This window comes from Bradyrhizobium sp. Rc2d, from assembly GCF_900099855.1.
GTDB lineage: Bacteria > Pseudomonadota > Alphaproteobacteria > Rhizobiales > Xanthobacteraceae > Bradyrhizobium.
In genome coordinates this window covers 1-21,313 of record NZ_FNCU01000077.1, presented here as the reverse complement: position 1 = coordinate 21,313, position 21,313 = coordinate 1, and the positions used below count along the sequence as shown (strand labels likewise).

The following is a 21,313-nucleotide window of genomic DNA, read 5'->3' as shown; positions in this document are numbered from 1 at the left end:
AAAGGTTAGGGATATAGGTGCGGCTGGGCTAAAGGCTAGGTTTGTCGGGCTTATCCGGGTTATTCGACCTGTGCACAGGCCATTCCGTCGTTGCTGGGATCGCGTCCGGAGATGACGGAGGCCGCGGAAAAGCTTGAACCGCACCCGGTTCCACGCTTCCATACCCCCATGTTCAGGACCTTTCGAGGCGGCCAGAGCGGGGGCTGGCGCGTGACCTCGATTTCGCCCGTAACGGGCGAGCCCCTGCCCTTCGTGCCGGCGCTGTCGGTGACCGACAGCGAGGCCGTCTCGTTGCCGCTGGTGCCCTCGCGCAATGCCTGGCGGCTGGTCGGCGTCACGAGCAGCTTGCGTTACACCGAGCGGCCTGAGAAGGAGCAGCTCGTAGCTGTGCAGGCCGGCCTCGGCCGGCTCGAGGCGACCAGCGCAGCGCTGATCCCGATCCGCAAGTCGCAAGCCTGGTGGGAGCTGACGCAGGAAGAGCGCCGCAAAATCTTTGAGGACAGATCGCACCACATCGCCAGCAGCCTGCGCTACCTGCCCGCGATCGCGCGGCAGCTCTATCATTGCCGCGACCTCGGCGAGCCCTTCGACTTCCTGACCTGGTTCGAGTTCGCACCGGTTCATGCCGAGTTGTTCGAAGAGCTGGTGGCGATGCTGCGGCGGACCGAGGAGTGGAGTTACGTCGAGCGCGAAGTCGATTTGCGCGTGGTGAAAGAGGTGCTGTCGGCTTAGTGATCGAGAAAGCGGCCGGACTCGATGCGCGGCAGATCGGTGACGGGCCAATTGTAGATGTAGGTCCAGGCCTTCTCGGTGGTGCCGTCCGGCAGCGTCACGTCGATCAGCCTGCGCAGATATTCGGTCGGCTCCGGAAACTGCTCGCCGCACGCCTCATACATGTCGAGCTCGCGCAGCAGCTCGTCGCCCGCCCGCAAGTAAAAGAGCTCACCGTGAACGATGTCGGACGGTGCGTCCGACAGCAGCAGCCCCGGATAATGCTTCACCAGGACGAGCCTGCCGCGGCAGGTCGCTTCCCCCAGGAAATCCGCATGAGCCGAGAGCAGCCGCGCCATCGGATGATCAAAGCCGCGCATCAGGGTGCCGTAGACGAAGAGACGATCGGTGGTCATGGGGAATCTATAGCTGGCAATGACGCGGAACGACAGCGCCACATATTCGCTGTCGTCCTGGCGAAGGCCAGGACCCATAGCCACCGAACGCAGCAATGGGCAATCTGATCGCCCCAGTTTCGGGCCACACGGGCAGCCGGGGTAATGGGTCCTGGCCTTCGCCAGGACGACGATGTGTAGGCAATGACGCTCTCAGCGGCATCCTCGGTGAAGCATGGTGATTTGAAGCGAACCAATCTATACCGATTTCCCATCGACTTTCAGGGCGACTTTTTTCCATAGGCAATCAGGATGGCTTTAGACACCGCCGACGCGACCGATCAGCTCCTCGGCGAGGGCGACATTGCGCCGGTGCACGAGGTGAATACGGGAGGCCAATCGCCCTTCCTGCTCACCGCGGATCACTACGGACGGGTGCTGCCGCGCGCGCTCGGCGATCTCGGCATCGCGGAAAGCGATCTTGTCAGGCACATTGCCTGGGACATCGGCATCGCCGGCGTCGCCGAGCGGCTCGCAAAAATGCTCGACGCGCATCTGATCGCGCAGCGCTACTCGCGGCTCGTGATCGATTGCAACCGCCCGCCCGCCGTGGCGAGCTCGATTCCCGTGATCTCCGAAGCCACTGCGATCCCACGCAACGACGGCATTTCGGAATGGGAGCGCGAGGCGCGGCGGCGCGAGATTTTTGTGCCCTATCATCATCGCATTGATGCCGCGATTGCCCGCCGCCTGCACGGCAAGCAACCGACGGTGCTGGTGTCGCTGCACAGTTTTACGCCGGTCTATGCCGGCGTCGCGCGGCCCTGGCACATCGGCGCCCTGTATAACCGCGACACCGTGCTGCCGCAGCTGCTCTTGAAACATCTCCGCGCTGAAAGCGATCTCGTCGTCGGCGACAACGAGCCTTATGCGGTGAGTGACCACACCGACTACACCATTCCCGTGCACGGCGAGGCGCGCGGCCTCGTCAACACCGGCATCGAGATCCGCCAGGATCTGATCGCCGACCAGTCCGGCCAGCAGCAATGGGCCGAGCGGCTGGCGCGGATCTTTGCCGAGATCGAGGTCGAGCTGAAGGCGGAGCTGTTGGTATAGCCCTTACTTGGCCCTGGTCAGCGCCAGCCAGATGCCACCGCCGATCATGAAGCCGCCGGAGATGCGCGACATCATGCGCGTGCGGCGCGCCGAGAAGAATTTCCGGGCGCGGCCGGCAGCGATGGCGTAGAGCGCGTCGGTCATGACCGCCGTGACCATGAAGGTGGCGCCCAGCAGTGCGACTTGCGGAACGTGCGGCTGGTTCATGTCCATGAATTGCGGGATGAAGGCGCCGAAGAACACCAGGACTTTCGGGTTCGACAGCAGCACCAGAAATCCTTGCAGGAAGAAGCCGCCGCGCGGCGGCGGAGGCGGCGCGTCGACGCCGACGCCCTCGACCGGCGCCCAGATCAGCCTGATGCCGAGCCAGACCAGATAAGCGGCGCCGGCAAAGCGCACCCAGTCGAACCAGTAGCCCATGGTCGCCATCAGCGAGGTCAGGCCGACTGCGACGACGCCGATCACGATGGCGAGACCCGCTTGCGCGCCGGCAACGTTGGTCAACGCCGCGCGCGTGCCGTGGCGCAGGCCGTTGGCGATGACGAGGGTGACGATCGGCCCCGGCAGCAGCGCCAGCGCGATGCAGGCGGCGACAAAGGCGAGATAGGCTTGCATGGACATCATGGGGAGGACTCGCTGCGGTTTGTGCGCATTAATGCATGGCGGAGGCGGGAACGGAAGGCTCCTCAATCACAGCCGTCATGCCCCGCGGAGGCGGGGCATCCAGTACGCCGCGGCCTCTCGGTATCCCCACCAGCGTCTCTGAAATACTGGATCCCCCGCTTTCGCGGGGGATGACAGCGGAGAATGTGGAAGCGGCGCACCAACATCACCTTCCATCGAGCGCAGCGACCATCCATTGCTTCATCTCCTCCGTTTCCAGAAACGCTAGCGTCGCGCGCTGCAAGGCGTTCGCATCGCCCGCGCCTTGCGCGACCGCGACGAGCAGATCGCAGCGGCGCGAGACGGCGATACCGATCGCGGCGCGACGAACGCCATCATACATGTCGACATCGTAGCGCCTTGCGCGACCGCGCATCTCGCCAAACCCCACCTCCTCACCCGGTGCGGCCGCCGCAAACCGCGGGCTGATCAGATCGACGTCCGCAACACGATCCACCTCATCATCGTCGGCGACACCGCGGTCGCAATTGCAGAAGCCCCGCTTGGCGCGCACGTAGAGCTCGGTGCCCGCGCAGGCGCCGTCGCAGCGGAATGCACGGCCCACCGGCCAGCCATCGCGCGGAAACGGCCAGGCGATCTCGCGCCAATGCGCCAAGTCCTGCACCGGCGGCGCGAGCTGATAGGCCCCGACACCGGACACACCACACGCGCTCATCACGACCGCGATCGTTGCCGCGCGCCGCATCGTCAGTTCTTCGGCAGGCCGGCGACGGTGCGCGCCGGTCCTGTCAGCTCGAGGATATGCAAGCCGGTATTGGCGCGATCGACGATATAGATGTAGCCACGGTCGTCGGTTTCGACATTGTTGGTCTGGATCGCGACCTTGCAGCGCTCGCCGCCTTCGACCGGGATGCAACGCTTGTCGGTGGCAGCCGTGATCGACGGAATGAAATAGCCGACTTCCTTGGGATGATAGGGATCGCGGATGTCGAGCGCGCGCACGCCGGCATTGAAGAAGGCGATGAAGGCCATCTTCTTGTAGTAGACCGGCGCCATGCTCTCGTTGGAGGAATGCGAGCCGAAGCGGCCGCCGCGCTGACAGAACTGCCCGCTCGCCTCCGGCACCGTGTAGCTCGAGATCATCATCGGCCGCGCCTCGGTGGTGACGTCGGCGAACCAGACCATCTGCCGGGCCTCGCCGCATTCGTTCAAGATCGCCTCGTCGACGATCATCACCATGTCGCGGGTCTTGCCGTCCTTGTCCTCGGCGAACTCGGCGATGGGCATATCGAGCATCGGGAACGTGGTGTGCGCGCCGTTGAAGGCGGACATCGGCATGCGCGAAATCTCTGGATAGCGCAGATTGTCGGGCGTCGGCTCCTTCGGTCCGTTCAAGAGCTTTTCGCGATCGACGATCTGCAAGATGCCGCCCTTGTTGGTGCCATAGCCGAAATAGACGCGATTGCCATCGGGCCCGGTCGAGATCGGACCGTGCAATTCGGTCGGCACCGCGCCGGTCGAGCCGGGCTCCTGCCCGGGCAGGCCGAAGTCGCGGATCTTCTGCGGATGCGCGGGATCGGAGAGATCGTAGACCTGCGTCATCCGCCGCGTGCGCCAGTCCGGTGCGCCCGAGACCAGGAAGGCAATGCCGGTGTCGCACTCCCACCAGCTCTTATGCGTGTCCTTCAAGCCGCCGATGCGGGTGATGAGCACGGGGCTGGCGGGATCGGTGACGTTCCAGATCTCATGCGCCTCGCTGCCGAAGGTGCGCAGCATGTAGACAGCATTGGGATCACCCTTCGGCAACGCCTTGCCGTCGCAGACCCGCACCATCTGGGCGCCGCCGGATTCGTACTTGCCTTCCTGCCCCGGCAGATGCCGCAGATATTTTGGATGCGCGGGATCGGTGACGTCGACAATGGACGTTCCGTTCGGCTCGGCCTTGCCGGTCATCGGATTGACGGGCGCGGGCACGTCGTCAGTGCCGCCGTGATGGCCGATATAGGCGATCCAGCGATCGCCCTGATGATGGATGGTCGGCTGATAGGCACTGCGCGCCTGGAGATCGTTGGTGCCGACCAGCTTCATGTTGGAAGATTCCGGCGGCGCGCCGATCACTTGCTGCTTCTGGGCGTGAACGGCCGTGCTGCCGGCAAAAAAGACGAGGCAGGCAGCAGTCAAGACGCAACGGAACATGAAGTCCTCCCGGAACCAATCTGCGTTGGCTGAGGCGAGAGGCTAACACGGCGGATTGCGCGCGACCAAAACACGATTTCTCAAGCCGCGATTGACATGCAACCATTTGGTTGCCTATTATCGCGACCATGGATGAGGTCTTCAAAGCGCTAGCCGATGCGTCACGACGCTCGCTCTTGGACAGGCTTCACGCCCGGAACGGCCAGACGCTGAACGAGCTCTGCGAGGGCCTTGCGATGACGCGTCAAGCCGTGACCAAGCACCTTGCGATTCTGGAGGAGGCCAACCTCGTCACCACCATCAGGCATGGCCGCGAGAAGCTGCACTATCTCAACCCCGTGCCGATCCATCAGATCGGCGAACGCTGGATCAGGAAGTTCGAGCGCGGCAAGCTCGCCGCGCTCAGCGAGTTGAAACGTCAGTTGGAGAAGCGCGATGAGTAAGCCGGAGTTCGTCTACGTCACCTATATCGAGACCACGCCGGAGAAGGTCTGGGAGGCGCTGACCAACAGCGCGTTCACGCGGCAGTACTGGTTCGACACCGAAGTCAGGTCCGATTGGAAGGTCGGCTCGCCCCTCGCCCTCGTGATGGGCGGCAAGGTCACGGACACCGGCGAGATCCTCGAGGCTGACCGTCCGCGGCGGCTCTCCTATACGTTCAAGCACGAGCTGATGGAGGAGATGCGGAACGAGGCGGCGACGAAAGTCGTTTTCACCATCGTGCCTCACGGCGATCTCGTGAAGCTGACGGTGACGCATGAAGGCTTCGCCGCCGGCAGCAAGCTACTCGACGGCATCTCCAAGGGTTGGCCCGCGATCCTGTCCGGGCTCAAGAGCCTGCTGGAGACTGGCAGGGCGCCCACGATTCCGCCCGCTGCGCTCGGTATCGAAGGATTTGAGTGATGAGCCTCGATCAATTCACGCCGCTCACCGTCTACACCAACTACATCGCCTCCACGCCGGAGAAGGTATGGGAGGCGCTGACCTCGGCGGAGTTCAGCCGGCAGTATTTCTTCGGCAATGCCGTCGAGGTCGAGCCGCGGCTCGGCGGTGCGTTCATCGTGCGCACGCCCGACGGCGCCGTGCACATCAGCGGCGAGGTTCTCGCCTACGATCCGCCGCGAAAGCTCGCGGTCACGTTCAACGTGAACTGGCCCGATCTGATCGAGAAGCTTGGCCCGACCCTCGTAACCTACGAGATCGAACAGGTCGGCGATGCGGTCCGGCTCACCATGAGCGAAGGCCACGATCGTCCGCTCAGCGATGACATTCTTGCAGGCGGGCGCTCCGGCTGGCCAGCGATCCTGTCCAGCCTCAAGAGCCTGCTCGAGACCGGGCAGCCGCTGGTGGTCAAGCTGGGACCGCCGCAACGGATGCTCGATGCGCTGAAGGCGATGGGGATCAAGACGCCGTAGTTGCGGCAATCTCCGCTGTCGTCCTGGACAAGCATAGCGAAGCAGAGCGCAGATCCAGGACCCATTGCCACCAAAGCCGATTTGACGAAGGCTGGTCATGACCAGTTCGCGCCAAACTGCTCCCTGGGGTAATGGGTCCTGGCTTTCGCCAGGACGACTATGGAATCGGCACCACAAGCCGCCGATAGAGATGCCAGGTCGCATGCCCCAGCACCGGTAGCGTCACGATCAAGCCGAGAAAATAAGGCAGCGCCGAGACGATCAGCAGCATCACGATCACCGCGGCCCATGAGATCATCGGCAGCGGGCTCGTCACCACCGCGCGCACGCTCGTCACCATGGCCGTGACGAAATCGACGTCGCGGTCGAGCAGCAGCGGAAACGACACCACGGTCAGTGAGAACAGGATCAGCGACAGCACGGCACCGACCGCGTTGCCGATGGCGAGGAACAGCAAGCCCTCGTTGGTCGTCAGCACCACCGCCATGAATTCCTGAAGGCTCGAGAACGAGGCGTGCAGGCCGAGCAGCAGCGCGATCAAGAGCCGCACCTGGTACATCCAGACCACGAACACGAACAGCGTCACGAACGCCATCCAGCCGATTTCGCTGCGCGAGCGCACGGCAGACCAGATCGCGCCGAAGGAGACGGGCTCGCCGCGCTCGCGGCGGCGGCTGACCTCATAGAGACCGATCGCGACGAACGGCCCGATCAGCGCGAAGCCCGCCGCCAGGGGATAGACCAGATAGACCATGCCGAAGGCGGTGAGGCAGAGCATGATGACGATGCCGCCGGCGGCATAGAGCGCGCCGAAGCAGAGACCGTAGAGCGGCAGCGCCTGGAAATCGCGCAGGCCCTCGACCAGCGCCTCGGCGATATCGGTCGCCACGACCGGACGCACCACCGGATCGACTTTGCCCGAGATGGACATCAGCTTCCTCCCTCACGCGATCTTCGCCGCGCGTTGTCGGAACTGATGTTAGCTCGCTCTCGCGATCCTTGCACGGAAGAGTTGACGGTCGGCTGATACCGCCATCCGCCACCGGAAAACGTGGCGCTTGTTCAGACGCGCGACGTGAGCAGCAGCGCCACACCGAGATTGGCCACGAACAGAGCCGCGTCGATGACGAAGATCCTGAGCATCGGGCCCTTCAATACGGGCCAGTAAGCCACCCCGACGCGGCCGCCGCGCATCAGGACCGGAAGATTGTAGGCGAACTGGCTGAAATGGCAGGCGGCAAAGAACAGGAACAGCGCGAGCTGGGCCTCGACCGGCTGGAAGAAGGACGGACGCGCGGCCAGAAGATAGAATGACAACAGTCCAATAGGTAGATTCATCCCGCCCAGGAACGCGACGCTGGCCGCCAGGGTCGGCGCGATCGGATTGCTGCGCTCTTCCCGCGGCAGCAGGATCTTCAGCGTGTTGCGCTGGGCGATGCTGAACTGGATGAAGGCGCCGACGAACCAGAGCGTGTTGAGGAGCAGAACGATATCCGAAAAGCGCATGACTATTTTCCGTAAAAGGCTTCGCTGCGCACCACACGGCCCGCATCGTCGAAGTCCATGAACTCACTGGCGCGTGTGTCGCCAAGCTGCCACCACACGGTCAGTCGCGCGATCGCCTCATCCCAGCTCCAGCCCAGGATCTTCAGGTCGGCGCTCTCGATGTGGCCATAGGCCTTCCGCCAATAGGCGCGGATGTTCTCGGCGCCCGTGACGAGTGGAGAGCCCGTCAGGGTGAGAGCGAGAGGACTGCGCATCTGCGCATCGTCGGCAAAATGCGCGACGACCGCATCGATATCGACCCTGCACCAGCTCGCGCACCATGCCGCGACAAATCGTTCGGCGGCCGTACGGTTCATTGCCTGTGCACCCATGACCGGCGCCCTCCCTGGCTCGTTGGCCGGGAAAATGGCAAAGCCCGCACCTCATGTCAACTATATTGACTTGATATTTCGATCAGTTGTTGTCGGCGATCGCCTCCATCACGCCCATCCATGCCACCGTACCCGGCGCGCCGACGCGGTCGAACGCTTCGCGCAGCACCTTGCGTTCGTGGTCCGATGCCCTTTGCTCGATGCGTTGTCCCGCCGCCGTCAGGCGCAGCAGCTTGGAGCGATGCTGCTCCGGCGAACGCTTCGACGTCACGAGCTTGCGCTCCAGCAGCAGGTTGAGCGGCCGGTTGAGGGCTTGCTTGGAAATGCCGAGGATCTCGATCAGCGACCCGATCGCGATATCGGGCCGGCGCGCCACCACGTAGAGAATGCGGTGGTGCGGACGCGACAGGCCCTGCTTCGCAAGATATGCGTCGGCCTCCAGCGTCATGCCGCGCCAGCCGTAATACATCAGCTCCAGCGCCGCATCCAGATCGTGCAGCTTCGGCAGTGCGGCGCGGTGAAGCCCCGCGGCTTGAGGCGTCTTTGCCATTGTCGGAAGCTAACCTTTCGCCCGCAGCTCGCGCCGCAGCACCTTGCCGGTGGCGGTCATCGGCAGCGTCTCCGCGAACGCGACGAAGCGGGGATATTCGTGAGCGGCGAGCTGCACCTTCACGAATTCCTGGATTTCGCGCGCGAGTGCGTCGCTGCCGGTAAAGCCGGGGCGCAGCACGATCCAGGCCTTGATCGATTCGGTGCGGATCGGATCGGGAATGCCGACCACGGCGGCCATCGCCACCGACGGATGCTTCATCAGCGTGTGCTCGATCTCGGACGGGCCGACGCGATAGCCGGCGGTGGTGATGACGTCGTCCTCGCGGCTGACATACCAGAAATAGCCGTCCTCATCCTGCACGCCGAGATCGCCAGTGAGCAGGAATTCGCCGGCATATTTCTTCGCCGTCGCCTCCGGGTTGCGCCAATATTCGAGCATGGTGACGGGACATGGCTGGCGCACGCCGATGATGCCGCGCTGTCCGCGCTTCTGCTCTTCGCCCTTGTCGTTGACGATGCGGACGTCGAAGCCCGGCGTCGCCTTGCCCATCGCGCCGGGGCGGATCGGGAACAGGTTGGAGTTGCTGCCGATCACGAGATTGCACTCGGTCTGGCCGAAGACTTCATGCGCATCGATGCCGAAGGTGTCGCGCACCCAGCCGAGCAATTCACCGCCGAGCGATTCACCGCCCGTAAAAATGCTGCGCAGCTTCACACCCGGATGTTTCACACCGGCCTGCCGCATCAGCTTCAGCGCGGTCGGCGGCAGGAAGACGTTACGCACGCCAAGGTCCGCCATCATCTGCATCGCCGCCTGTGGCTCGAATTTGCGCGCACGATGACCGACCAGGGGAATGCCGTGATACCAGAACGCCAGCAGGCCGTTGACGAGGCCGCCGATCCAGGCCCAATCCGCCGGCGTCCACATGAGATCGCCGGGGCGCGGCAGGAAGTTGTGGCACATCTCGACGTTCGGCAAATGGCCGAGCACGACGCGGTGCGCATGCAGCGCGCCCTTGGGGTTTCCGGTCGTGCCTGAGGTATAGATGATCAGCGCGGGATCATCGGCGGAGGTGTCGACCCGCGTGAAGTCGGGCGATGCGGCCTTGACCGCATCCCAGAATGATTTCGTGCCCTCAGGTGCGCGCTCGCCGACGACATAGACATTCTTCAGCTCCGGCAGGCGATCGCGGATCTTCGCAAGCTTCTCCCAGCCGCCCTCGTCGGTGACGATCGCCTTGGCCTCGGAATTCGACAGGCGGAATTCCAGCGCATCCTCGCCGAACAGCGCGAACAGCGGGATCGAGATCAGGCCTGCGCGGAACGCCGCCATGTGCACGATCGGCAGCTCCAGCGACTGCGACAGGAACACCGCGACGCGGTCGCCGCGCGCGAGGCCATCCGCCGTCAGCACATTGGCGAAGCGGCGCGACATCTCGGCAACCTCGTCAAAGGACGTGCGCGTGGTGGCGCCGTTGTCGTCGACATAGATCAGCGCGAGCCGGCCCGTGCCATCGGCATGACGATCGCAGCACGCCTCCGCCATGTTGAAGCGCGCGGGGATGTCCCAGCGGAAATTGCGATAGAGCTCGTCGTAGGTTGCGGCTTCGGTGAGCATGGGGTCGTTTCCACGGTCGGCGTCATGGCCGGGCTTGTCCCCGGCCAGCCACGTTCTTGTTCGTTGCCACCAGTTTAAGGCCGTGGATGCCCGGGACAAGCCCGAGCATGACGCGCGAAGCGCCGGCGGCCGAAGGCCGCCTATGCCACCCTCTCCACAAAGGGAAGAGGGGAAGAACGAGCTAGCCCGACAGCGCGGCCTTCACCAGGCCGGACGCCTTGCCGAAATCCATCTGTCCGGCGTATTTCGCTCGCAATACCGCGATCACCTTGCCCATGTCCTTCATTCCGGCGGCGCCCGATTCAGCGATCGCATCCGCGATCGCCTTTTTCACCTCGTCGTCCGACATCTGCTTCGGCAGGTACGCCGAGATCACTGCGATCTCCTCGCGCTCCTGAGCGGCGAGCTCGGCGCGGCCGCCCTTGTCGTAGAGCTCGACCGCCTCCTGGCGCTGCTTGATCATCTTCTGCAGCACGGCGAGGATGTCGGCGTCCGACAGCGGCGGCCTGCCGCTGCCGCGAGCGTCGATGTCGGCATTCTTGATGGTCGAGTTGACCATGCGCAGCGTGGACAGCTTGCGCTCGTCCTTGGCCTTCATGGCCTCCTTGACCGCATTGTTGATGTCGTCGCGCAGCATGGTCGGATCCTCTCAATCTGTCGCGCCTGATCTAAGCCGTTCGCGGGCAAGAGGCCATACCGGACCAGCCGCCGGTGCATTGTTTCCTTGCCAGGGCTCGAAATGGCTCAAAATTGCCAGTTCCGGCTTAAGTGCCTGAAGCCGCCCGCCAAATATGCAAAAACGCATGTGAATCCGGCTTCTCCCGCTTTGACGGCGGCGTTTGCGCAGACTATGAAACGCGCTCATGACACAACATGACAACGATCCCGCCTGGCCGGACCACAAACCGACCGCGCTCCTCGTGCTTGCCGATGGCACGGTGCTCGAAGGCTTTGGTCTCGGCGCCGAAGGCCACGCCGTCGGTGAAGTCTGCTTCAACACCGCGATGACCGGCTATGAGGAGATTTTGACCGATCCCTCCTATGCCGGCCAGCTCATCACCTTCACCTTCCCGCATATCGGCAATGTCGGCACCAACGAGGACGACATCGAGACGGTGAACATGGCGGCGACGCCCGGCGCGCGCGGCGTGATCCTGCGCACCGCGATCACCGATCCCTCGAACTACCGCGCCACCAAGCATCTCGACCAGTGGCTGAGGGCCCGCGGCATCATCGGCCTCTCCGGCATCGATACCCGCGCGCTGACCGCGCTGATCCGCTCGAAAGGCATGCCCAACGCCGTGATCGCGCATTCCAGGACCGGCGAGTTCGACCTGCATGGCCTCAAGGAAGAGGCGCGCGAATGGCCGGGCCTCGAGGGCATGGACCTGGTGCCGATGGTCACCTCCGGCCAGCGCTTCACCTGGGACGAGACGCCCTGGCTGTGGGACAAGGGCTTTGGCCGCCAGGACGAGCCGGAGTTCAACGTCGTCGCCATCGACTATGGCATCAAGCGCAACATCCTGCGCCTGCTCGCCGGCGTCGGCTGCAAGGTGACGGTGGTGCCGGCGACGACCTCATCCGAAGACATTTTGGCGATGAAGCCGGACGGCGTGTTCCTGTCGAACGGCCCTGGCGATCCCGCCGCGACCGGTAAATATGCCGTGCCCGTCATCCGGGACGTGATCAAGTCGGGCACGCCGACCTTCGGCATTTGCCTCGGTCACCAGATGCTCGGCCTCGCCGTCGGCGCCAAGACCAAGAAGATGCATCAGGGCCATCACGGCGCCAATCATCCCGTCAAGGACGAGACCACCGGCAAGGTCGAGATCACTTCGATGAACCACGGCTTTGCCGTGGACGAGACGACGCTACCGAGGGGCGCGACGCAGACCCACATCTCGCTGTTCGACGGCTCCAATTGCGGCATCCAGCTCGACGGCAAGCCGGTGTTCTCGGTGCAGTACCACCCCGAGGCATCCCCGGGCCCGCGCGACTCGCACTATCTGTTCCAGCGGTTCGCGGAGCTGATGCGGCAGAAGAAGAGCGCTTGAGGCACACTGCGGCTCTCGTGCCCCGGGCGCAGTGCAGCGCGCCGCTTTTCGCGGCGTGATGCGCTGCTGAACCGGGGCCCACGCTGAGCTTTCTTGATCCCGGCTCAGCGACGCACCGCTGCGCGCTGCATCCTGTCCGGGACACGAGAACGGTAGAGGAACGCCTCCTCCCGCTTCAATGTTGTCCCCGCATCTTCGTCTAGCCGGAGCCCCATCATGTCCGTCGTCCGCGACAAGGCCGAGCCGCTTGCCATCGTGTTCGAGGATGACGGGCTCGTGCCGAACAACATCCTCCCGTTCCTGGTTTACCAGAGCGCGGTGAAGCTCGATCCGGAGCATCCGGAGGAGACCATCGAAGAGCTGTTCGAAGCGAACGGCTGGGGCGGCACATGGCGCAACGGCGTCTACGACTATCTGCACTATCATTCGACCGTGCACGAGGTGCTCGGCGTTGCGCGCGGCAGCGCTCGCGTCCGCTTCGGCGGCGATCATGGCCAGGAGCTACAGATCAAGGCCGGCGACGTCGCGATCCTGCCGGCCGGTACCGGCCACCAATGCATCAAGGCGAGCGACGATTTCTGCGTGATCGGCGCCTATCCGCCGGGCGCCAAGATGGAGATCACGCGGGCGACGCCCGAGAACCACGCCAAGGCGCTGAAGACGATTCCCGAGGTCGCGATGCCGCCGGCCGATCCCGTGACGGGCAAGGATGGCGCGTTGATGCGGCTGTGGCGATAGCCAAAGCGCGGTGCCGTAGGGTTGGCAAAGCGACTCGTCCGCCGTAGCTCGAAGAGCGAAGGCGGAAGCGTGCCCACCAAACACATCGACCGTAAGGATGGATGGTGGGCACGGCGCGCAATGGCGCGCCTTTGCCCACCCTACTGCAGTTGCGGCCCCTACGCCGCGTTGCTGCCCTCCTGCCGTGTCGCTTCGAACAGGAACCAGGTACGGCGCTCGGTCTCGTCGATGAAGACTTCGAGGATGCTGGCGCTGGCGACGTCGCCCGCTTCGTCGCAAACGTCGTGTGCCTTGCGCATCGCAGCGGCGACATGCTTGTTGTCCTGCATTAGCTCGCGCAGCATCTCGCGCGGCGGGACGTAGTTCTCGTTATTGTCCTTGATGGTCTGGAGCTTTGCGACCTGGCCGACCGACTTGAGCGTGGTGCCGCCGATCTTGCGGACGCGCTCGGCGAGCTGGTCGGTGGTGGCGAAGATCTGATCGGACTGCTCGTCGAGCAGCAAATGGTAATCGCGGAAATGCCGGCCGCTGATGTGCCAGTGGAAATTCTTGGTCTTGAGATACAGCGCGAACGCGTCGGCCAGAAGCACGTTGAGCGCCTCCGAGACCTTCTTGACCCCATCGGGCGACAGATCGGTGGGGGTGTCGAGATCGGGCGAGACCTTGTTGTTGGTTTTGCTCACGGGAGACCTTCCTGTTAGGACGCGGACATTGACGGCGCGCCGTCGCACCCCTAACGCAAGGCGGGCAGCGCCGGTTCCTTTTAGCGGAACCATTTGGCCGGGACCCTCGAGTACCATGGACGATTGGATCGATTATTACGACTCCACGCATACGATCTATGTCAGCAAGCTGCATCGCGACTTGCACTTCCAGATCATTGCGCGGGACATCATCGGCTATATCCCCTCGCCCGAGGCGGTAGTGCTGGACTATGCCTGCGGCGAGGCGCTGTCGGCGAACCAGGTGGCATCCGCCTGCGGCAAGCTGATCCTGGCGGAGCCCGCGCCCGGGGTGCGCGGCCGACTGATCGCGCGGTTCGCCCCGAACACCAAGATCCGTGTCCGCTCGCTCGACGACGTCCGCAAGATGCAGGACCAGTCAGTCGATCTCGTCGTGATGAACTCCGTCGCGCAATACATGACGCCGGAGGAGCTCGATGCCGCCCTCCTCAACATCCGCCGGATCCTGAAACCCTCCGGCAAGCTGGTGCTCGGCGATATCCTCCAGCCCAATGTCGGCATGGTGAGGGACGTGATGGCGCTGCTCGGCTTCGGCCTGTGGCACGGTTTCCTGAAAGACGCGCTGGTCGGGCTGATCAGCACCGCGCTGTCGGATTACCGCCAGTTGCGCACGCGCATCGGGCTCCAGCGCTACAGCGAGGCGGAGATCACCGCCAAGTTGACCGCGGCCGGGTTCGTGGTCCAGCGCGCACACAGCAATATCGGCCACAATCGCTGGCGCATGACCTTCGTCGCGCGGCCGCCTCTTATTCGTTAAGCATAACAATCAGCCGTTGTGGCTTGTCGCACTGCAATCGGTAATGATCGCCCTGGCCCGGTGGCGGAAGCGTCTACGCGAGGGCGGTGCAACGCTCTTCATCCTGGTTCAAATCCAGGCCGGGTCTCCACGCTTCGCCCCTGCGGGGCTACGCGTGGCGCAGCCACGTGAGGCGAAGCGTGTCCGGCGTAACTGGAGCAACGCGAAAGCGTAGACGGACATTTCCGCTCAGCTGCGAACCGTCTCGACCGCTTCGCACTCGGACAGAAGCTGAAGCCGGCCGGCATCCCTCGCCGCGGAATTGATGACGGCATCGAGCAGGCCGGGGAAACGCGCGTCCAGATCCTCGCGGCGCAGCCGCATGAAGCGGTTGGTGCCCGCCACGCGGGTCTGCATCAGCCCACATTCGCGCAGCTTGGCGAAGTGATAGGCGAGGTTGGACTTGCCGCCGAGGCCGCTGAAATCGCCACAACAGAGCTCGCTGCTGACACGTTCTTGCTGCGCGAGCTGATAGACGATCGCCAATCGGATCGGATCGCTCAGGCAATCCAAGACCATCGGCAGCTCGATCTGCTCGCGGGTCGGATGAAGGGGCGTGCGGCTCATGGATCAAACATAGCGCGAAGCCCGCGATGTTCAATAGTTCTTGAACCAATTGACTCCGGGACCATCCCAACCAATAGTTCAATAAACGTTGAACATAAGGATTTCTCCATGAGCGTGTTCTGGCTGGCCCTGGCGGCCTTCGCGATTGGCACGGAAGGCTTTGTCATTGCAGGACTTTTGCCGTCGATCGCCACTGACCTTGCGATTTCGGTCTCCGCCGCCGGGCAACTGGTCACGGCTTACGCCCTCACTTATGCCGTGGGCTCGCCGATCCTGGCGGTGACGCTCAACAACATCGACCGTCGCACCGTGCTGGCGCTGGCACTGACGACCTTCATCGCCGGCAACCTCGCCGCGGTGGTGGCATCCAACTACGCCCTGCTGCTGGCCTCGCGCATGCTGATGGCGCTGGGCTCGGGGCTGTGCATGCCGACGGCGCTCGCGGTGTCCGTGGCGGTGGCCTCGCCCGAACGGCGCGGACGTGCGGTGGCCCTGGTCACCTCAGGCCTCACGGTCGCGACCGTCATCGGCGTCCCCCTTGGCAATCTCGTCGGCAGCCTGCTCGGCTGGCGCGCAACTTTCGCCATGGTCGCGCTGATCGGCACGGTGGCGCTGGCGGGCCTCCTGCTCGGGCTACCCAAAGGCCTGCCGCGCAACACGGCCTCGCTCAGCGAGCGGCTGGCGGTAGCGCGTCACAGCAACGTGCTGGTCGCGCTTGTGATCACCATTCTCTGGGCACTCGGCGGCTTCACCGTGTTCACCTATTTCGCGATTCCGCTGCGCGGCCTCGGCTTCGACGCTTCGCAGATCAGCCTGGCGCTGCTGGTGTTCGGCGGCGCCGCCGCGATCGGCAACATGCTCGGCGGCGTCCTGGCCGACCGGCTCGGCACGCTCGCCACCGCCGCCCTCGGCCTCGCCGGCATGGCGAGCGCGCTGATCCTGCATTCGCTGGTCCTGAAGCTGATGCCGGGACAGGCGCATTATGCGGTGTTGGGCGCGATCTTCCTCTGGGGCCTCTCGGGCTGGGCGTTCTATCCGGCCCAGATCGCCAGCATCATCCGGATCGAGCCGCAGGCCTCGATGATCGCGCTCTCGCTCAACGCTTCCGCGATGTATCTCGGCTTCGCGATCGGCGGCGCGCTGGGCGGCGCGGTGCTGGCCACCCTCTCGCCCAACGACCTCGGCTGGATCGGCGGATCGAGCGTTGCGGCCTCGCTTCTGGTGCACCTCGCCCGCGGCTGGCAGGCGCGGCCAAAACCGGTCAAAATTGCCGGTTGATGGGCGTTTTTCGGGGTTTCGCCGCCCCGAAAACTGGTCTAAGACCCACCCGCGCGCGAGGGAGACCCCGCGCTCTCGCACAAGGGGACGCGCGGCAAGCGCGCCCTTTTTTTGTGCCCAAATTCCAGTCCGGCGAGAGTTGATGCCCAAACGTACAGACATCACCACCATTCTGATCATCGGCGCCGGTCCCATCGTGATCGGCCAGGCCTGCGAGTTCGACTATTCGGGCACACAGGCGGTGAAGACGCTGAAGGAAGAGGGCTATCGCATCGTCCTCGTCAATTCCAACCCGGCCACCATCATGACCGACCCGGAATTGGCCGATGCGACCTATATCGAGCCGATCACGCCCGAGATCGTCGCCAAGATCATCGAGAAGGAACGCCACGTCATTCCCGGCGGCTTCGCGCTGCTGCCGACCATGGGCGGCCAGACCGCGCTGAATTGCGCGCTGTCGCTGCGCCGGCAGGGCACGCTGGAGAAGTTCGACGTCGAGATGATCGGCGCCACCGCCGACGCGATCGACAAGGCCGAGGACCGCCAGCTCTTCCGCAACGCCATGGAGAAGATCGGGCTGCAGACGCCGAAGTCGCGGCTCGCCAACGCGTCCGAACTGAAGAAGTCGTTCCGCGACAAATACCACGCCGAACGCGAGAAGCTGTCGGGCGCGGCTCTCGAAGAGCTCGACCGGCAATGGACGCTCGGCGAAGGCGACCGCCGCAAGCGCTATCAGGAATATGCGCTGGGTCAGGCGATGATGGCGCTGTCCGAGATCGGCCTGCCCGCGATCATCCGCCCCTCCTTCACGATGGGCGGTACCGGCGGCGGCATCGCCTACAACAAGGAGGAATTCCTCGACATCATCGAGCGCGGCCTTGATGCATCGCCCACCAACGAAGTGCTGATCGAAGAATCCGTGCTCGGCTGGAAAGAGTACGAGATGGAGGTCGTGCGCGACAAGAAGGACAATTGCATCATCGTCTGCTCGATCGAGAACCTCGATCCGATGGGCGTGCACACCGGCGATTCCGTCACGGTGGCGCCGGCGCTGACGTTGACCGACAAGGAATACCAGATCATGCGCGACGCCTCGCTGGCGGTGCTGCGCGAGATCGGGGTCGAGACCGGCGGTTCCAACGTGCAGTTCGGCGTCAATCCCGACGACGGCCGCATGGTCGTCATCGAGATGAATCCGCGTGTGTCACGCTCGTCCGCACTGGCCTCCAAGGCCACCGGCTTTCCGATCGCAAAGGTCGCCGCCAAGCTCGCGGTCGGCTACACCCTCGACGAGATCGCCAACGACATCACCGGCGGTGCCACGCCGGCCTCGTTCGAGCCGACCATCGACTACGTCGTCACCAAGGTGCCGCGCTTCGCCTTCGAAAAATTCCCGGGTGCCTCCACCACGCTGACGACCTCGATGAAGTCGGTCGGTGAAGTCATGGCGATCGGCCGCACCTTCCAGGAAAGTCTTCAGAAGGCCTTGCGCGGGCTCGAGACCGGATTGACCGGGCTCGACGAGATCGAGATCGAAGGGCTCGGCCGCGGCGACGACAAGAACGCGATCCGCGCCGCACTCGGCACGCCGACGCCGAACCGGCTGCTCCAGGTCGCCCAGGCCATGCGGCTCGGCTGGTCGGACGAGGACATCTTCAACTCCTGCAAGATCGATCCGTGGTTCCTCGGCGAAATGCGCGGCATCGTCGACATGGAGGAGAAGGTTCGCAAGAACGGCCTTCCTGGCAATGCCTTCGGCATGCGCACCCTGAAGGCCATGGGCTTCTCCGATGCGCGCCTTGCGGTGCTCGCCGAGACGACGGAGGCCGAGGTCAAGGCGAAGCGCCACGCGCTCGGCGTTCGCCCGGTCTACAAGCGCATCGACACCTGCGCGGCCGAATTCGCCTCCCCCACTGCCTATATGTATTCGACCTATGAGGCGCCGTTTGCGGGCACGCCTGCGGACGAGAGCACCCCGTCCGACAAGAAGAAGGTCATCATCCTCGGCGGCGGGCCGAACCGCATCGGCCAGGGCATCGAGTTCGACTATTGCTGCTGTCACGCCTGCTTCGCACTGCATGACGCCGGCTACGAATCCATCATGGTCAACTGCAACCCGGAGACCGTGTCGACCGACTACGACACGGCCGACCGGCTCTATTTCGAGCCGCTCACAGCCGAGGACGTGCTGGAGATCATCGCGAAGGAGCGCAGCAAGGGCACGCTGCACGGCGTGATCGTGCAGTTCGGCGGTCAGACCCCGCTGAAGCTGGCGCACGCGCTGGAAGCCGCCGAAGTGCCGATCCTCGGCACCTCGCCGGACGCGATCGACCTTGCCGAGGACCGCGACCGCTTCAAGCGCGTGCTCGACAAGCTTAGGCTGAAGCAGCCGAAGAACGGCATCGCTTATTCGGTCGAGCAGGCGAGGCTCGTCTCCGCCGATCTCGGCCTGCCGCTGGTGGTGCGCCCGTCCTACGTGCTCGGCGGCCGCGCCATGCAGATCATCCGCGAGGAGAACCAGCTCAACGACTATCTGCTCGGCACGCTGCCGGAGCTGGTGCCGGCCGACGTCAAGGCGCGCTATCCCAACGACAAGACCGGGCAGATCAACACCGTGCTCGGCAAGAACCCGCTGCTGTTCGACCGCTACCTGTCGGATGCGACCGAGGTCGACGTCGACTGCCTCTGCGACGGCAAGGACACTTTCATCGTCGGCATCATGGAGCACATCGAGGAAGCCGGCATCCATTCCGGCGATAGCGCCTGCTCGCTGCCGCCGCACTCGCTCGATGCCGGGATGATCGAGGAGCTGAAGAGGCAGACCCGCGAGCTCGCGCTCGGCCTCGACGTGGTCGGCCTGATGAACGTGCAATACGCCATCAAGGACGGCGAGATCTACGTGCTCGAAGTCAATCCGCGCGCCTCGCGCACGGTGCCGTTCGTCGCCAAGGTGATCGGCACGCCGGTCGCGAAGATCGCCGCGCGCATCATGGCCGGCGAGAGGCTCGACGACTTCAAGCTGAAGAAGGCAGAGCTCAAGCACGTCGGCGTCAAGGAATCGGTCTTCCCGTTCGCACGCTTCCCCGGCGTCGACACGGTGCTTGGCCCCGAGATGCGCTCGACCGGCGAAGTGATGGGCATCGACCGCTCGTTTGCGGTGGCGTTTGCCAAGAGCCAGCTCGGCGGCGGCACGCGGGTGCCGCGCAAGGGCACGGTGTTCGTCTCGGTTCGCGAGAGCGACAAGACGCGGATCGCCGACGCCGTTCGCGAGTTGCATTCGCTCGGCTTCAAGGTGCTGGCGACGTCGGGCACTCAGCGCTTCCTGACCGATCAGGGCATCCCGACCGAGAAGGTGAACAAGGTGCTGGAGGGCCGGCCGCACATCGTCGACGCCATCACCAATGGCGACGTCCAGCTCGTCTTGAACACCACCGAAGGCCCGCAGGCGCTCGCCGACAGCCGCTCGCTGCGGCGCGCGGCCCTCTTGCATAAAGTGCCGTATTACACCACTCTTTCCGGGGCCGTGGCGGCCGCGCAGGGCATCCGCGCCTATCTGGGCGGGGACCTTGAGGTTCGTACCCTGCAGAGCTACTTTTCGGAAACCTGATCGCTAGCGGGGGGCCAAGCCTTGAGGGCTCAAGCTTTCCGCTAAGTGATTGGCAATGAAGCCACAATGGCCGGAGGAACTGTCCGGCCATGGGGGTGTTCTGTTCCGACGCTAAGCCCATATCTGTCAACGTCCGGCGGCCCGCGTGTCGAGCCCCGGAAAGACCGACGAATCAAGGTTGGGCGCTCATTCATGTTCTGGGACGCGCGACCGAAGGACGAGAGAGAAGATGGAAAAGGTTCCGATGACTTCGGCCGGATTTGCCGCGCTCGGGGAAGAATTGAAGCATCGCCAGTCCGTGGATCGTCCGCGGATCATCGAGCATATCGCGGAGGCGCGCTCACACGGAGACCTGTCGGAGAACGCGGAATATCATGCCGCGAAGGAAGAGCAGTCCCACAATGAAGGCCGCATCGCCGAGCTTGAGGACAAGCTCGCGCGCGCCGACATCATCGACATCTCGAAACTCTCCGGTGACACCATCAAGTTCGGCGCCACCGTGACGCTGGTCGACGAGGACACCGAGAAGAAGACGGTGTGGCAGATCGTTGGCGAGGTCGAGGCTGACGCCAAGAAGGGCCGCATCTCCATCACCTCGCCACTCGCCCGCGCACTGATCGGCAAGAAGAAGGGCGCTTCCGTCGAGGTCAACACGCCGGGCGGCGCCAAGGCGTATGAGATCACCAAGGTGGAGTGGCGGTAAGGATTTGCCGTTGCCTGTGACGACGTTTCGAAAAAGGCCGCGCACTGCGCGGCCTTTTTGTGTGTGCGCGTTGCTCGGTGCACGAGATGAAGTCGCGCTCTCTCCACTCGCAATGACAATGTTGATGCAGCGAGCATCACTCCATCACCGTCATCCTGAGGTGGCCGCTTCTTCAGCGGCCCTCGAAGGGCGACGGCCCAACTGTTGCCGCGCGCCGCTACATATACGGGCCATGCATCCTTCGAGGCTCCCCATCGGGCGTTTTGCGCCCGATGCCTCGCACCTCAGAGCCCGACCGAAAAAGGGTGAGCGGTTTTGGCGGG

At 64.2% G+C, this 21,313-nt stretch carries 23 protein-coding genes and 1 tRNA gene; 12 read left to right on the top strand and 12 right to left on the bottom strand.

Going from position 1 to position 21,313, the window contains the following annotated elements; genetic code table 11:
• Positions 1 to 168 precede the first annotated feature (168 nt).
• On the top strand, positions 169 to 732 hold the full coding sequence (locus BLV07_RS43530; RefSeq protein ID WP_091898795.1) for a chlorite dismutase family protein: 564 nt from the start codon (positions 169 to 171) through the stop codon (positions 730 to 732).
• Here BLV07_RS43530 and BLV07_RS43525 read toward each other — a convergent pair.
• Positions 729 to 1,127, bottom strand: a complete 399-nt coding sequence (locus BLV07_RS43525; protein ID WP_091898793.1) for a gamma-glutamylcyclotransferase family protein — start codon at positions 1,125 to 1,127, stop codon at positions 729 to 731. The two genes, BLV07_RS43530 and BLV07_RS43525, sit on opposite strands and share 4 nt — an antisense overlap.
• Before the next feature lie 291 nt (positions 1,128 to 1,418).
• Here BLV07_RS43525 and BLV07_RS43520 point away from each other — a divergent pair, with 291 nt between their 5' ends.
• Positions 1,419 to 2,222, top strand: coding sequence for an N-formylglutamate amidohydrolase (locus BLV07_RS43520; protein ID WP_091898777.1), 804 nt, complete (start codon positions 1,419 to 1,421; stop codon positions 2,220 to 2,222).
• 3 nt (positions 2,223 to 2,225) lie between these two features.
• On the opposite strand, the gene BLV07_RS43515 is transcribed toward BLV07_RS43520, so the two are convergent.
• From BLV07_RS43515 to BLV07_RS43505, 3 genes are all read right to left on the bottom strand, one after another.
• Positions 2,226 to 2,846 (bottom strand): LysE family translocator, encoded by a 621-nt coding sequence (locus BLV07_RS43515; RefSeq protein ID WP_176946147.1) that lies wholly within the window; start codon positions 2,844 to 2,846, stop codon positions 2,226 to 2,228.
• 205 nt (positions 2,847 to 3,051) lie between these two features.
• On the bottom strand, positions 3,052 to 3,591 hold the full coding sequence (locus tag BLV07_RS43510) for a hypothetical protein (RefSeq protein ID WP_091898775.1): 540 nt from the start codon (positions 3,589 to 3,591) through the stop codon (positions 3,052 to 3,054).
• Positions 3,592 to 3,593: 2 nt separating this feature from the next.
• Complete coding sequence (locus tag BLV07_RS43505) at positions 3,594 to 5,042, bottom strand: LVIVD repeat-containing protein (RefSeq protein ID WP_091898773.1); 1,449 nt, start codon at positions 5,040 to 5,042, stop codon at positions 3,594 to 3,596.
• 128 nt (positions 5,043 to 5,170) lie between these two features.
• Between BLV07_RS43505 and BLV07_RS43500 the strand changes: the two genes are divergently transcribed.
• From BLV07_RS43500 to BLV07_RS43490, 3 genes are read left to right on the top strand one after another with little or no spacing between them, the layout of a single operon-like run.
• Positions 5,171 to 5,485: an ArsR/SmtB family transcription factor gene (locus tag BLV07_RS43500; RefSeq protein ID WP_091898771.1), complete on the top strand. Its 315-nt coding sequence runs from the start codon at positions 5,171 to 5,173 to the stop codon at positions 5,483 to 5,485.
• Positions 5,478 to 5,945 (top strand): SRPBCC family protein, encoded by a 468-nt coding sequence (locus BLV07_RS43495; RefSeq protein WP_091898769.1) that lies wholly within the window; start codon positions 5,478 to 5,480, stop codon positions 5,943 to 5,945. Before BLV07_RS43500 ends, BLV07_RS43495 begins: the two co-directional genes overlap by 8 nt.
• A complete protein-coding gene (locus BLV07_RS43490; RefSeq protein WP_091898767.1) occupies positions 5,945 to 6,457 on the top strand; it encodes an SRPBCC family protein in 513 nt (170 codons plus the stop codon). The genes BLV07_RS43495 and BLV07_RS43490 overlap by 1 nt, the downstream gene beginning before the upstream one ends.
• A gap of 157 nt (positions 6,458 to 6,614) precedes the next feature.
• On the opposite strand, the gene BLV07_RS43485 is transcribed toward BLV07_RS43490, so the two are convergent.
• The 6 genes from BLV07_RS43485 to BLV07_RS43460 form a co-directional block, all read right to left on the bottom strand.
• Positions 6,615 to 7,388 (bottom strand): DUF2189 domain-containing protein, encoded by a 774-nt coding sequence (locus tag BLV07_RS43485; protein WP_091898765.1) that lies wholly within the window; start codon positions 7,386 to 7,388, stop codon positions 6,615 to 6,617.
• 131 nt (positions 7,389 to 7,519) lie between these two features.
• Positions 7,520 to 7,963, bottom strand: coding sequence for a hypothetical protein (locus BLV07_RS43480; RefSeq protein ID WP_091898763.1), 444 nt, complete (start codon positions 7,961 to 7,963; stop codon positions 7,520 to 7,522).
• Positions 7,964 to 7,965: 2 nt separating this feature from the next.
• On the bottom strand, positions 7,966 to 8,334 hold the full coding sequence (locus BLV07_RS43475; RefSeq protein ID WP_091898761.1) for a YybH family protein: 369 nt from the start codon (positions 8,332 to 8,334) through the stop codon (positions 7,966 to 7,968).
• Positions 8,335 to 8,416: 82 nt separating this feature from the next.
• The gene (locus tag BLV07_RS43470) at positions 8,417 to 8,884 is read right to left on the bottom strand and encodes a MarR family winged helix-turn-helix transcriptional regulator (protein ID WP_091898759.1); all 468 of its coding nucleotides are present in this window, start codon (positions 8,882 to 8,884) and stop codon (positions 8,417 to 8,419) included.
• Positions 8,885 to 8,893: 9 nt separating this feature from the next.
• The gene (locus tag BLV07_RS43465; protein WP_176946146.1) at positions 8,894 to 10,504 is read right to left on the bottom strand and encodes an acyl-CoA synthetase; all 1,611 of its coding nucleotides are present in this window, start codon (positions 10,502 to 10,504) and stop codon (positions 8,894 to 8,896) included.
• Between the two features lie 181 nt (positions 10,505 to 10,685).
• On the bottom strand, positions 10,686 to 11,141 hold the full coding sequence (locus tag BLV07_RS43460) for a GatB/YqeY domain-containing protein (protein ID WP_091898755.1): 456 nt from the start codon (positions 11,139 to 11,141) through the stop codon (positions 10,686 to 10,688).
• Positions 11,142 to 11,367: 226 nt separating this feature from the next.
• Here BLV07_RS43460 and carA point away from each other — a divergent pair, with 226 nt between their 5' ends.
• Together carA and BLV07_RS43450 are read left to right on the top strand one after the other, a co-directional pair.
• A complete protein-coding gene (gene carA / locus BLV07_RS43455; protein ID WP_091898753.1) occupies positions 11,368 to 12,558 on the top strand; it encodes a glutamine-hydrolyzing carbamoyl-phosphate synthase small subunit in 1,191 nt (396 codons plus the stop codon).
• Between the two features lie 216 nt (positions 12,559 to 12,774).
• On the top strand, positions 12,775 to 13,296 hold the full coding sequence (locus BLV07_RS43450; protein WP_091898751.1) for a cupin domain-containing protein: 522 nt from the start codon (positions 12,775 to 12,777) through the stop codon (positions 13,294 to 13,296).
• A 158-nt stretch (positions 13,297 to 13,454) separates the two neighbouring features.
• On the opposite strand, the gene BLV07_RS43445 is transcribed toward BLV07_RS43450, so the two are convergent.
• On the bottom strand, positions 13,455 to 13,979 hold the full coding sequence (locus BLV07_RS43445) for a Dps family protein (protein ID WP_091898749.1): 525 nt from the start codon (positions 13,977 to 13,979) through the stop codon (positions 13,455 to 13,457).
• A gap of 115 nt (positions 13,980 to 14,094) precedes the next feature.
• Here BLV07_RS43445 and BLV07_RS43440 point away from each other — a divergent pair, with 115 nt between their 5' ends.
• Together BLV07_RS43440 and BLV07_RS48195 are read left to right on the top strand one after the other, a co-directional pair.
• Positions 14,095 to 14,796 carry a class I SAM-dependent methyltransferase gene (locus BLV07_RS43440; RefSeq protein WP_091898747.1) on the top strand — a complete coding sequence of 234 codons (702 nt, stop codon included), beginning with the start codon at positions 14,095 to 14,097 and terminating at the stop codon, positions 14,794 to 14,796.
• 54 nt (positions 14,797 to 14,850) lie between these two features.
• Positions 14,851 to 14,926, top strand: a tRNA-OTHER gene (locus BLV07_RS48195).
• A gap of 98 nt (positions 14,927 to 15,024) precedes the next feature.
• On the opposite strand, the gene BLV07_RS43435 is transcribed toward BLV07_RS48195, so the two are convergent.
• The gene (locus BLV07_RS43435) at positions 15,025 to 15,402 is read right to left on the bottom strand and encodes an ArsR/SmtB family transcription factor (RefSeq protein ID WP_091898745.1); all 378 of its coding nucleotides are present in this window, start codon (positions 15,400 to 15,402) and stop codon (positions 15,025 to 15,027) included.
• 108 nt (positions 15,403 to 15,510) lie between these two features.
• On the opposite strand from BLV07_RS43435, the gene BLV07_RS43430 reads away from it, so the two are divergent.
• From BLV07_RS43430 to greA, 3 genes are all read left to right on the top strand, one after another.
• Positions 15,511 to 16,680 (top strand): MFS transporter, encoded by a 1,170-nt coding sequence (locus BLV07_RS43430; protein WP_091898742.1) that lies wholly within the window; start codon positions 15,511 to 15,513, stop codon positions 16,678 to 16,680.
• Positions 16,681 to 16,822: 142 nt separating this feature from the next.
• The gene (gene carB / locus BLV07_RS43425; RefSeq protein ID WP_091898740.1) at positions 16,823 to 20,287 is read left to right on the top strand and encodes a carbamoyl-phosphate synthase large subunit; all 3,465 of its coding nucleotides are present in this window, start codon (positions 16,823 to 16,825) and stop codon (positions 20,285 to 20,287) included.
• Between the two features lie 229 nt (positions 20,288 to 20,516).
• Positions 20,517 to 20,990, top strand: a complete 474-nt coding sequence (gene greA, locus BLV07_RS43420) for a transcription elongation factor GreA (protein ID WP_027525218.1) — start codon at positions 20,517 to 20,519, stop codon at positions 20,988 to 20,990.
• The last annotated feature ends 323 nt before the right edge of the window (positions 20,991 to 21,313 follow it).

Bases quoted from the DNA above. Each gene is read 5' to 3' on its own strand.
- BLV07_RS43470 (WP_091898759.1), bottom strand. From the start codon at position 8,884: ATGGCAAAGACGCCTCAAGCCGCGGGGCTTCACCGCGCCGCACTGCCG.
- carB (WP_091898740.1), top strand. From the start codon at position 16,823: ATGCCCAAACGTACAGACATCACCACCATTCTGATCATCGGCGCCGGT.
- BLV07_RS43450 (WP_091898751.1), top strand. From the start codon at position 12,775: ATGTCCGTCGTCCGCGACAAGGCCGAGCCGCTTGCCATCGTGTTCGAG.
- BLV07_RS43465 (WP_176946146.1), bottom strand. From the start codon at position 10,504: ATGCTCACCGAAGCCGCAACCTACGACGAGCTCTATCGCAATTTCCGC.
- BLV07_RS43490 (WP_091898767.1), top strand. From the start codon at position 5,945: ATGAGCCTCGATCAATTCACGCCGCTCACCGTCTACACCAACTACATC.
- BLV07_RS43460 (WP_091898755.1), bottom strand. From the start codon at position 11,141: ATGCTGCGCGACGACATCAACAATGCGGTCAAGGAGGCCATGAAGGCC.
- BLV07_RS43515 (WP_176946147.1), bottom strand. From the start codon at position 2,846: ATGATGTCCATGCAAGCCTATCTCGCCTTTGTCGCCGCCTGCATCGCG.
- BLV07_RS43510 (WP_091898775.1), bottom strand. From the start codon at position 3,591: ATGCGGCGCGCGGCAACGATCGCGGTCGTGATGAGCGCGTGTGGTGTG.
- carA (WP_091898753.1), top strand. From the start codon at position 11,368: ATGACACAACATGACAACGATCCCGCCTGGCCGGACCACAAACCGACC.
- BLV07_RS43430 (WP_091898742.1), top strand. From the start codon at position 15,511: ATGAGCGTGTTCTGGCTGGCCCTGGCGGCCTTCGCGATTGGCACGGAA.
- BLV07_RS43475 (WP_091898761.1), bottom strand. From the start codon at position 8,334: ATGGGTGCACAGGCAATGAACCGTACGGCCGCCGAACGATTTGTCGCG.
- BLV07_RS43525 (WP_091898793.1), bottom strand. From the start codon at position 1,127: ATGACCACCGATCGTCTCTTCGTCTACGGCACCCTGATGCGCGGCTTT.
- BLV07_RS43505 (WP_091898773.1), bottom strand. From the start codon at position 5,042: ATGTTCCGTTGCGTCTTGACTGCTGCCTGCCTCGTCTTTTTTGCCGGC.
- BLV07_RS43485 (WP_091898765.1), bottom strand. From the start codon at position 7,388: ATGTCCATCTCGGGCAAAGTCGATCCGGTGGTGCGTCCGGTCGTGGCG.
- BLV07_RS43530 (WP_091898795.1), top strand. From the start codon at position 169: ATGTTCAGGACCTTTCGAGGCGGCCAGAGCGGGGGCTGGCGCGTGACC.
- BLV07_RS43520 (WP_091898777.1), top strand. From the start codon at position 1,419: ATGGCTTTAGACACCGCCGACGCGACCGATCAGCTCCTCGGCGAGGGC.
- BLV07_RS43440 (WP_091898747.1), top strand. From the start codon at position 14,095: ATGGACGATTGGATCGATTATTACGACTCCACGCATACGATCTATGTC.
- BLV07_RS43495 (WP_091898769.1), top strand. From the start codon at position 5,478: ATGAGTAAGCCGGAGTTCGTCTACGTCACCTATATCGAGACCACGCCG.
- BLV07_RS43500 (WP_091898771.1), top strand. From the start codon at position 5,171: ATGGATGAGGTCTTCAAAGCGCTAGCCGATGCGTCACGACGCTCGCTC.
- greA (WP_027525218.1), top strand. From the start codon at position 20,517: ATGGAAAAGGTTCCGATGACTTCGGCCGGATTTGCCGCGCTCGGGGAA.
- BLV07_RS43435 (WP_091898745.1), bottom strand. From the start codon at position 15,402: ATGAGCCGCACGCCCCTTCATCCGACCCGCGAGCAGATCGAGCTGCCG.
- BLV07_RS43480 (WP_091898763.1), bottom strand. From the start codon at position 7,963: ATGCGCTTTTCGGATATCGTTCTGCTCCTCAACACGCTCTGGTTCGTC.